Source organism: Pelotomaculum sp. FP (genome assembly GCF_004369245.1).
Lineage (GTDB): Bacteria > Bacillota > Desulfotomaculia > Desulfotomaculales > Pelotomaculaceae > Pelotomaculum_C > Pelotomaculum_C schinkii.
On record NZ_QFGB01000056.1, the window covers coordinates 18,516 to 27,788 of the forward strand.

The window sequence follows — 9,273 nt, forward strand, 5'->3', positions numbered from 1 at the left end:
ACCTCCTGCGAAAAGACTACCATACGTAACAAAGTACCTCGCCGCCCAGGCCCTCCTTGCGGGCCTTTTTGTCGGACATAATCCCGCGGGAAGTCGAGATAATGGCGATCCCCAGGCCGCCCAACACTTTGGGTACCTGGTCTTTCCTGGCGTAAACTCTTAAGCCCGGTTTGGATATCCTTTTTAAGCCTGTAATTACCCGTTCTTTATTGGCGCCGTATTTCATGTAAACCCTGATGATCCCCTGCTTGCCATCGTCGATAAACTCGTACTCCTTAACAAACCCTTCGTCTTTTAAAATGCTGGCGATGGCTTTTTTAGACCTGGAAGCAGGAGCTTCAACTTTATCGTGATAAACCGTATTGGCGTTGCGGATACGGGTTAAGAAATCTGCAATAGGGTCGGTCATGACCATATTCGCGCTACCTCCTTCCTGATTACCAACTCGCTTTGCGGACGCCCGGGATTTCACCCTTGTAAGAGAGCTCCCGGAAGCAAATCCGGCAAATCCCGAATTTCCTCATATAGGCGTGGGGCCGGCCGCACAACTTGCAGCGGTTGTAGGCCCGGACAGTAAATTTCGGATCCCGTGACTGTTTAACAACCATTGACTTTTTTGCCACCATCAAACCTCCTTTTAACAGACGTCAGTCGTCAGACGTCGGACGTCGGTATATGCTGCATTCCTTTGGGGTCATTTGTGCGAATAAATTCGCAACCACAACTTCAGTCAGGTTCGGGCTGTCTGACGTCTGACATCTGACGTCTGACGTCCGAATTACGCGGCGCGGAAGGGCATGCCCATGAGACGCAGAAGTTCCCTGGCTTCTTCATCGGTCCTGGCGGTGGTCACGAAGATGATATCCATACCGCGGATCTTGTCAATCTTGTCGTACTCGATTTCCGGGAAAATCAGCTGCTCTTTGATGCCCATGCTGTAGTTCCCCCGGCCGTCGAACGACTTGGGCGAAATGCCGCGGAAGTCGCGCACGCGGGGCAGGGCAATGTTGAACAGTTTATCCACGAACTCATACATCCTGTCACCGCGCAGGGTCACTTTAGCTCCCACGGTCATGCCGGCCCGCAGCTTGAACGCGGCGATGGACTTTTTGGCTTTGGTCACAACCGGCTTCTGACCGGAGATAATCATGATATCGTTAACCGCCGCGTCGATGATTTTGGAATTCTGGATGGCCTCGCCCAGCCCCATGTTCAAAACAACCTTTTCCAGCTTGGGTACTTGCATAATGTTTTTGTATCCGAATTTGCTGATCATCGAGGGCACTACATCCTCTTTATACTTGTCTTTCAGTCTGGCCACTGCACTACCTCCCTTCTCGGTTGTCGGTCGTCAGACGTCGGACGTCGGGCTTGTTGGAATTCGGCTTCGCCGAATTCCTTATATTTTAATTCCCTTCGTCGACATCAGAGAATAAAGGCATTACACGTTAGAATTCGCTAAGGCAAATTCGGTTCTCTTCTGACGTCTGAAGTCTGACGTCTGACGTCCTATAGGTTTTCTCCGCATTTTTTGCAGACGCGGACTTTTTCTCCGTCGTCAAGTATTTTCTTGGCTATCCTGGTGGCTGAATTGCACTTGTTGCAGTAGAGCATCACGTTGGAGCTGTGGATGGCGGCTTCTTTTTCAATGATGCCGCCTTGAGGCAGCTTCTGGGTAGGCCTGCTGTGACGCTTGACCACGTTGACTCCTTCGACGATTATCCGGCTTCTGTCAGGGATAACCGACAGCACCTTGCCCTTTTTGCCGCTGCTCTTGCCGGTAACCACCAGGACTGTATCACCTTTACGCACGTGAACCTTGCCATTGGTTTTCGGTTCGGGCCTTTTGGCCATGGATTTTTTGCACCTCCTAGAATGGTCGTAGGGCATAAGCCACATATCCTGACCATATCGACTTATTTCACCTTGACCACTAGAGTTATCACTTTAAACCTTGCTCTTCTTTCGGATTTGTTCACCGCTTAGGCCAGAGGGCAAGCCTTTTACGCCTTACGCCCTATGCCCTACGCCATCCCCAAATCCTTTTCCCAAATTCCGGACCTGGTTCCTCGCAAGCGCTGCAGGGTAAGCATTTTACGCCTTACGCCCTACGCCTTACGACCTCCCCAAATCCACTCCCCATATTACAGCACTTCCGGGGCCAGGGAGACGATTTTCATAAAGTCGCGATCTCTTAATTCCCGCGCCACCGGTCCGAATATACGGGTACCTTTCGGGCTCTGGTCGTCCCTGATCAGTACTGCCGCGTTTTCGTCGAATTTGATGTATGAACCGTCCGGGCGGTGCACTTCTTTCTTGGTGCGGACCACCACGGCTTTAACTACTTCACCTTTCTTAACCACGCCGCCGGGTGTGGCTTCCTTAACAGAACAAACCACGATGTCGCCCACGCTGGCATATTGCCTGAGCGAGCCGCCCAGAACGCGGATGCACATCAGCCTTTTAGCCCCGGTATTGTCGGCCACATGGAGCATAGTCTGAACCTGAATCACAGCTACAACCTCCTTACACGCGAAATGGGAGGGCAGGATTTATAAAACGAGTTATCTCCCACGTCTTACGTCTTGACTCGAATCTCAGATTTGTTCAGCCCTCTCCAGAATTTCAATAATACGCCAGCGTTTTTCCTTGGATAGAGGCCTGGTTTCCATCATTTTCACTTTATCCCCGACGCGGCAGGAATTTTGCTCGTCATGCGCCTTAAATTTCTTGGTGCGCCGGATTATTCTTTGGTACAAGGGGTGCCTGACCAGGGTTTCGACTGCCACGACGACGGTCTTATCCATTTTATCGCTAACCACCTTGCCGGTGAGCACCTTGCGTATTCCACGCTCTTCCACTTGTCTCATACCCCCCTTTACGCCCGCTTGATTCCCAGTTCACGCTCGCGGATGATGGTCTTTACCCGCGCGATCTTGCGGCGGACTTCCTGCAGCTTCATCGGGTTATCCAGCTGCCCTGTAGCCATCTGGAATCTCAGTTTAAAGAGCTCATCCTTGGAGTCAGTGAGCCGCTTGCCCAGCTCGGCGTCGGTCAATTCCCTAAGCTCCTTAACCTTCATTGACCTCACCTACTTCCCCGCGTTTCACAAACTTCGATTTTAAAGGCAACTTGTGAGCGGCCAGCCGCAGCGCTTCACGCGCCACTTCCTCAGATATGCCCGCCAGCTCGAACATAATCCGGCCCGGCTTGACCACGGCCACCCAGTATTCCGGCGCGCCTTTGCCTGAACCCATACGGGTTTCAGCGGGCTTGGCGGTAACCGGTTTGTCCGGGAATATCCTGATCCATACCTTCCCGCCCCGCTTGATATGGCGAGTCATGGCGATACGGGCCGCTTCGATCTGCCGGTTGGTTACCCAGGCCGGCTCCAAAGCCTGCAGGCCGTATTCACCAAAGCTTATTTCCTTGCCGCCCTTAGCTCCGCCGGTCATCCGTCCACGGTGCTGCTTGCGGTGCTTAACCCTTTTCGGTAACAGCATAGTTCCTATTCGCCTCCTTCACCAGCAGCTGCCTTGGCTTCCCTGGCCGGGGCTTGAACGGGAATTTTGGCTGCCGGTAAAACTTCTCCCTTATAGATCCAAACTTTGATGCCGATTTTGCCGTAAGTGGTGGTGGCTTCGGCTGAACCATAATCGATGTCGGCGCGCAGTGTGTGCAGGGGCACTTTGCCCTCGCTGTACCACTCGGTGCGGGCTATTTCCGCTCCGGCCAGACGTCCGCCGCAGGAGACCTTGATCCCCTTGGCCCCCATCTTCATGGACCGGGAAACCACTTGCTTCATGGCGCGCCTGAAGGCAATCCTTTTTTCCAGCTGAGACGCCACGTTCTCAGCCACAAGCTGCGCGTCCAATTCAGCCTGTTTGACTTCCACGATATTGACGCCGACTTGCTTTCCGGTAAGGCTTTCCAACTGCTTGCGCAGGTTTTCCACTTCAGTCCCGCCACGGCCGATCACGATGCCCGGCTTGGCAGTGTGGATCGAGATTTTGAGCCGGTTGGCAGCCCTCTCGATTTGGACCTTGGAAATACCGGCGGCATAAAGCTTCTTCTTGATATATTTCCTTATCTTTACGTCCTCGACCAGGAGGTTCGAATAATTCTTCTTGTCAGCAAACCACTTGCTGTCCCAATCTCGAATGATTCCAATCCTGAGGCCCTTAGGATTTACTTTTTGCCCCACGAGAAATATATCCCTCCTTCTTTATTTGCTCTCTTTTTCAGCCACCACCACGGTAATGTGGCTGGTGCGCTTGCGAATAATATCGGCGCGGCCCTGAGCACGGGGCATCATACGTTTTATGGTCGGCCCCTGGTCAACAAAACAGACCTTGACGAATAAATCGTCTTTAGAAAGCTGCAGGTTGTTTTCGGCATTGGCCGCGGCGGATTTTACCACCTTGGTGATGGCTTCGGTCGCCCGGTTTGGCGTATATCGCAAGATCGCCAGAGCTTCATCGATTTTTTTGCCGCGAATTAGGTCCACCACCGCGCGCACCTTGCGCGGGGACACCCTGATATATTTGGCTATCGCTTTCGCTTCCAATTGGTTTAACACCCCCCAATTTGGTCGTAGGGCGTTGGGCGTTGGGCGTAGGCTATATTCTGCATTCCTTCCGGGCCGGGGGAATAGTTTCCTGCGCCTTATGTCTTTCGTCCTACGAATTCTTCTACATCGCTGTTAGGGGCCGTTTGTCGCTTGGGCATTGGGTCCTGCGTCTTTCACGCCTTACACCCTACGACCTCCCTAAAATTTACCCTACCCTCAACTCTTCATTGCTTTTTGGGTAGCAGCCGCAGGCTCTTTAGGCGCCGCGCTTTGTATTTTACGCCCTACGCCTTACGCCCTACGACCTCCCTTAAGGCCTACTTCAAAGCAGTAGATCTTTCCGTGTGGTGACCGTGCCCCCTGAATAACCTGGTGGAGGCGAATTCTCCGAGCTTGTGGCCCACCATGTCCTCGGTTACATAAACCGGGACGTGTTTTCTGCCGTCGTGTACGGCTATGGTGTGACCCACCATTTCGGGATAGATGGTCGAACTTCTTGACCACGTTTTGATAACCCGTTTATCTCCGGATTCATTCATGCTGTTTATTCTAGCAAGCAGCCGCTCTGCAACGAACGGCCCCTTCTTTAATGAACGGCCCAATATTTAGCCTCCTTTCTCGGACGTCAGTCGTCAGACGGCAGACGTCGGAATATACTGCATTCCCTTTGGGGTCTTTGTGCGAATGAATTCACACCTACATTGGTTTGTGAAACCAAAACAGTTGACCCTAAAATCCATCATGCATTCCCACGTCTCGTCTTATTTCGTTCTTCTCTTGACGATCAGGCGATCGCTGGGCTTTTTCTTGCGGGTGCGGGCGCCGAGCGCTGGTTTGCCCCAGGGGGTAACCGGGTTGCGGCCGACCGGTGAACGGCCTTCGCCGCCGCCATGGGGGTGGTCAACCGGGTTCATGACCACACCGCGCACCGTCGGGCGGATACCCAAATGGCGCTTGCGGCCGGCTGTGCCGATGGTTATGTTTTCGTGGTCGACATTGCCGACCTGTCCGAGGGTGGCCTTGCATTCCTGCAAGACAAGCCTCATTTCACCGGACGGCATCCTGATGTTGGCGTACTTGCCTTCCTTGGCCATCAGCTGCGCTGAGTTTCCGGCCGAGCGGACCAGCTTGCCGCCGCCCTTGGGGTAGAGCTCAATGTTGTGGATCATCGTGCCCAGTGGAATGTCTTTTAAGGCCAGGCAGTTGCCCGGTTTGATATCCGCTGTAGGTCCTGAAACCACCGTTTGGCCTACCGTAAGTCCTACCGGGGCGATGATGTAGCGTTTCTCGCCGTCGGCGTAATGCAAAAGGGCTATCCGCGCGGAGCGGTTGGGATCGTATTCGATGCTGGCTACCTTGGCCGGAATGCCGTCCTTGTCCCGTTTGAAATCGATAATCCGGTACGCTCTCTTGTGGCCGCCGCCGCGGTGCCTCACTGTCAACCTGCCCTGGGCATTTCTGCCGCCGCTTTTTTTCAAGGGCGCTACCAGCGACTTCTCCGGCTCAGTTTTGGTGATTTCTTCAAATGTCGAGACGGTTACAAACCGCCGGCCGGGTGATGTTGGCTTAAATTTCTTTGTCGCCACAGGGAAACACCTCCTTGTTGGGTCGCTAAAACCTATGACATTCCTTCAAATATTTCTATCTTGTCGCCTTGTTTGAGTGTGACAATCGCTTTCTTCCGGTCGGGCGTCCTGCCTTGTATTTGGCGGACCCTTTTCAGCTTGCCCTTTAAGTGCATGGTGTTGACTTTTTCAACCTTGACTTTGAAGAGGCTCTCAACGGCTTGCTTGATTTCCGTTTTATTGGCTTTCGGGTCGACTTCAAAGGTATACTTGTTATCCTGTAAAAGCGAAGTGCTTTTTTCTGTTACCATCGGCTTTCTTAACACCCTGTAGGCATCCACTACGCGAACACCTCCTCAACCCTGGCCACGGCGTCTTTGGTTATAACCAGCTTGTCGTAGGCCAGGAGGTCATACACGTTGAGGCCGTTTGCCACCAGGGGTTTGATGTTTGGGATGTTGCGGGCGGACTTTTCAACAGCTTCGTCCTTGACCGCAGTTACCAGCAGGGCGTCATCCACCTTGAGGGCGCCGAGAATTTTCACCATATCTTTGGTCTTGGGCACTTCAAGCGTCAGAGAGTCCAAAACAAGGATGTCTCCATCGTTGACCTTGGCTGACAGGGCGGATTTCAAGGCCAGCCTCCTTACTTTCTTGGGCAGGCTGTAGCTGTAATCCCTGGGGTGCGGGCCAAAGACGATACCGCCGCTGCGCCAAATGGGTGAACGGGTGGTGCCGGCGCGGGCGCGTCCGGTGCCTTTCTGGCGCCAGGGCTTACGGCCGCCGCCGCTGACCTCGCCTCTGGTCTTGGTATCATGGGTACCGAGGCGCCGGCTGGCCAACTGCGCCACAACGGCGTCGTGCAGGACTGACTCGTTGACCTCGGCGCCGAAGATTTCTTCGCTCAGCGCCAGCTCACCGACCTGTTCGCCGCTGGTATTGTACAATGCTACTGTAGGCATGTGCGTATCCTCCTTCAATAGGTCGTAGGTCGTTAGTCGTAGGCCGTAGGTATATTCTGCATTCCTTTTAGGTCTTTGTGCGAATAAATTCGCACCTGCATTTACTGTTACTGTAGGGTATTCGCAGGTTCCTACGCCTTACGTCCTACGACCGACTTGCATGCGTCATGCATTTAACGGCTTTTGGTGGACGGTTTGACAATCACCAGGCCGCCCTTCGGGCCGGGGATGGCTCCTTTCACGGCCAGCAGGTTGCGCCCGGCGTCCACCTTGATGATTTCCAGGTTTTGTACCGTCACCCGTTCAGCGCCAAGGTGGCCGGGCAGTTTCCTGCCTTTGAAAACTCTGGCTGGTCCTTTTGCTCCCAATGAGCCGGGCCGGCGGTGGTATTTGGAGCCGTGCGCCATGGGTCCGCGGTGAAAGCCGTGCCGTTCAATACCGCCGGCAAAGCCTTTGCCTTTGGTCGTGCCGACGATGTCGACCTTCTCACCCTGCTCGAAAATGTCGGCCTTGATTTCCTGTCCTACCTGATAGGCGTCCGGGTCTTCGACCTTCAGTTCCCGCAAAAAGCGCAGCGGACGTACATTGTTCTTGGCGTAGTGGCCTTTGAGCGGCTTGGTGAAAAGGCGCTCCCTTTTCTCTCCAAAACCAATCTGGACGGCCTGATAGCCGTCTGTTTCCATGGTCTTTTTCTGGACCACGATGCAGGGTCCAGCCTCGATTACGGTTACCGGGATGGCCAAGCCCTTATCTGTAAAAATCTGTGTCATGCCAATCTTTTTTCCCAGAATTCCTTTGGGCATTATTTCGCGCCTCCGTTTGGAAGTCCAACTGCCGGCGCCGGGGTCAGGCTGTCGCCGGTACTCCCGGACCTTCGCGTTAGACTTTTATTTTCTTACGGCAAGAGGTTGAGCTGGTTCCCAACGTAGCCGTGGGACGTGAGACGTGGGTCGTGGGTATATCCTGCATTCCTGTAGGGTCCCACTGCATTCCTTTTGAGTCATGGTCGTGAGTACCGAGTTTTTATCTCGAATTCTTGACCCGTGAGTCAATCATTCACTCTCACGTCTCACGTCCCACGTCTCATGTCCAAAATTTCCTCTATTACACTAAACGCATGCACTCTAAAACCGTGCTAATAAAGTAATGTTACAGTTTGATCTCGATGTCCACGCCGGCAGGCAGGTCGAGACGCATGAGGGCGTCGACTGTCTTGGGAGTGGGCTCTAAGATATCGATCAGCCGCTTGTGGGTGCGCATTTCAAACTGCTCGCGGGAGTCCTTGTTGACATGGGGGCTCCGCAGAATGGTGTACACGTTCTTTTCTGTCGGCAGGGGGATCGGCCCGGCTACAGAAGCGCCCGTTCTCTTCGCTGTTTCCACGATCTTCTGGGCGGACTGGTCGAGCATGTGGTGGTCGTAGGCTTTAAGCCTGATCCGTATTTTTTGGTTTTGCATTTCTTTTGGTCCTCCTTTTCGCCCGATTAGCGGACTCCTCAGTGAAAATTCCCCATTTCGGTCGTCAGACTCGTGGAAATTCGCTTTGCGAATTCCTTCCATCCCGATGTCTGACGTCCGACGTCTGACTACCGAACTGGCAACCTCTCACATCATCGGATTTATTTCCTGTCTTACAGGTGGTTTCGGTCGTCATATCTGACGCCTGACACAAGTGTAAGGCATTCCCATGATATTGGTCGTAAGGCGTAGGGCGTAGTGTATCCTGCATTTCTTTGAGGCCTAAAAATTAAACGGTTGCGTTTACCCCTGTCACACGCTCACTTACCGTATTGGTTACTCTCTGACGCCTGTTACAACGCCGGCGCCCACAGTGCGGCCGCCTTCACGGATGGCGAAGCGCAGTCCTTCTTCGATGGCGATCGGGGTGATCAGGTCAATGGAGATCTTGACGTTGTCCCCGGGCATTACCATCTCCACGCCTTCAGGCAGGTGCGCCACGCCGGTCACGTCGGTGGTACGGAAGTAGAACTGGGGACGGTAGCCGTTAAAGAACGGGGTGTGCCGCCCGCCTTCTTCTTTGGTCAGGACGTATACTTCAGCGTTGAATTTCGTGTGCGGCTTGATGCTGCCGGGCTTGGCCAGCACCTGGCCCCGCTCGATCTCTTTGCGGTCCACGCCCCGCAACAGGCAGCCGATGTTGTCGCCGGCCTGGCCGC

At 53.8% G+C, this 9,273-nt stretch carries 16 protein-coding genes and 1 pseudogene; all 17 read right to left on the bottom strand.

Annotated features, from left to right (window positions below):
• Positions 1-16: 16 nt before the first annotated feature.
• Positions 17-415 carry a 30S ribosomal protein S8 gene (gene rpsH, locus Psfp_RS17115; protein ID WP_134219746.1) on the bottom strand — a complete coding sequence of 133 codons (399 nt, stop codon included), beginning with the start codon at positions 413-415 and terminating at the stop codon, positions 17-19.
• Positions 416-437: 22 nt separating this feature from the next.
• On the bottom strand, positions 438-623 hold the full coding sequence (locus tag Psfp_RS17120; protein WP_134219761.1) for a type Z 30S ribosomal protein S14: 186 nt from the start codon (positions 621-623) through the stop codon (positions 438-440).
• Between the two features lie 155 nt (positions 624-778).
• Positions 779-1,321, bottom strand: coding sequence for a 50S ribosomal protein L5 (gene rplE / locus Psfp_RS17125; RefSeq protein WP_134219747.1), 543 nt, complete (start codon positions 1,319-1,321; stop codon positions 779-781).
• Positions 1,322-1,509: 188 nt separating this feature from the next.
• Positions 1,510-1,854, bottom strand: coding sequence for a 50S ribosomal protein L24 (gene rplX / locus Psfp_RS17130; protein WP_134219748.1), 345 nt, complete (start codon positions 1,852-1,854; stop codon positions 1,510-1,512).
• A 290-nt stretch (positions 1,855-2,144) separates the two neighbouring features.
• Positions 2,145-2,513: a 50S ribosomal protein L14 gene (gene rplN / locus Psfp_RS17135; RefSeq protein WP_134219749.1), complete on the bottom strand. Its 369-nt coding sequence runs from the start codon at positions 2,511-2,513 to the stop codon at positions 2,145-2,147.
• A gap of 84 nt (positions 2,514-2,597) precedes the next feature.
• Positions 2,598-2,870, bottom strand: a complete 273-nt coding sequence (rpsQ, locus tag Psfp_RS17140) for a 30S ribosomal protein S17 (protein WP_134219750.1) — start codon at positions 2,868-2,870, stop codon at positions 2,598-2,600.
• Positions 2,871-2,878: 8 nt separating this feature from the next.
• Complete coding sequence (rpmC, locus tag Psfp_RS17145) at positions 2,879-3,082, bottom strand: 50S ribosomal protein L29 (protein WP_134219762.1); 204 nt, start codon at positions 3,080-3,082, stop codon at positions 2,879-2,881.
• Complete coding sequence (rplP, locus tag Psfp_RS17150) at positions 3,072-3,503, bottom strand: 50S ribosomal protein L16 (protein ID WP_134219751.1); 432 nt, start codon at positions 3,501-3,503, stop codon at positions 3,072-3,074. Before rplP ends, rpmC begins: the two co-directional genes overlap by 11 nt.
• Before the next feature lie 5 nt (positions 3,504-3,508).
• Positions 3,509-4,204 carry a 30S ribosomal protein S3 gene (gene rpsC / locus Psfp_RS17155; RefSeq protein WP_134219752.1) on the bottom strand — a complete coding sequence of 232 codons (696 nt, stop codon included), beginning with the start codon at positions 4,202-4,204 and terminating at the stop codon, positions 3,509-3,511.
• 21 nt (positions 4,205-4,225) lie between these two features.
• Complete coding sequence (rplV, locus tag Psfp_RS17160; protein ID WP_134219753.1) at positions 4,226-4,567, bottom strand: 50S ribosomal protein L22; 342 nt, start codon at positions 4,565-4,567, stop codon at positions 4,226-4,228.
• 320 nt (positions 4,568-4,887) lie between these two features.
• The gene (rpsS, locus tag Psfp_RS17165) at positions 4,888-5,172 is read right to left on the bottom strand and encodes a 30S ribosomal protein S19 (RefSeq protein WP_134219754.1); all 285 of its coding nucleotides are present in this window, start codon (positions 5,170-5,172) and stop codon (positions 4,888-4,890) included.
• A 159-nt stretch (positions 5,173-5,331) separates the two neighbouring features.
• Positions 5,332-6,156 (bottom strand): 50S ribosomal protein L2, encoded by an 825-nt coding sequence (gene rplB, locus Psfp_RS17170; RefSeq protein ID WP_134219755.1) that lies wholly within the window; start codon positions 6,154-6,156, stop codon positions 5,332-5,334.
• A gap of 32 nt (positions 6,157-6,188) precedes the next feature.
• Entirely contained in the window at positions 6,189-6,476 is a 288-nt protein-coding gene (gene rplW / locus Psfp_RS17175; RefSeq protein ID WP_134219756.1) for a 50S ribosomal protein L23, read from the bottom strand.
• Positions 6,476-7,096, bottom strand: coding sequence for a 50S ribosomal protein L4 (gene rplD, locus Psfp_RS17180; RefSeq protein ID WP_134219757.1), 621 nt, complete (start codon positions 7,094-7,096; stop codon positions 6,476-6,478). Before rplD ends, rplW begins: the two co-directional genes overlap by 1 nt.
• Before the next feature lie 173 nt (positions 7,097-7,269).
• The gene (gene rplC, locus Psfp_RS17185) at positions 7,270-7,899 is read right to left on the bottom strand and encodes a 50S ribosomal protein L3 (RefSeq protein ID WP_134219758.1); all 630 of its coding nucleotides are present in this window, start codon (positions 7,897-7,899) and stop codon (positions 7,270-7,272) included.
• A gap of 346 nt (positions 7,900-8,245) precedes the next feature.
• Positions 8,246-8,554 carry a 30S ribosomal protein S10 gene (gene rpsJ / locus Psfp_RS17190; protein WP_134219763.1) on the bottom strand — a complete coding sequence of 103 codons (309 nt, stop codon included), beginning with the start codon at positions 8,552-8,554 and terminating at the stop codon, positions 8,246-8,248.
• Positions 8,555-8,890: 336 nt separating this feature from the next.
• Positions 8,891-9,273: pseudogene (tuf, locus tag Psfp_RS17195) on the bottom strand (elongation factor Tu); the annotation flags it as partial.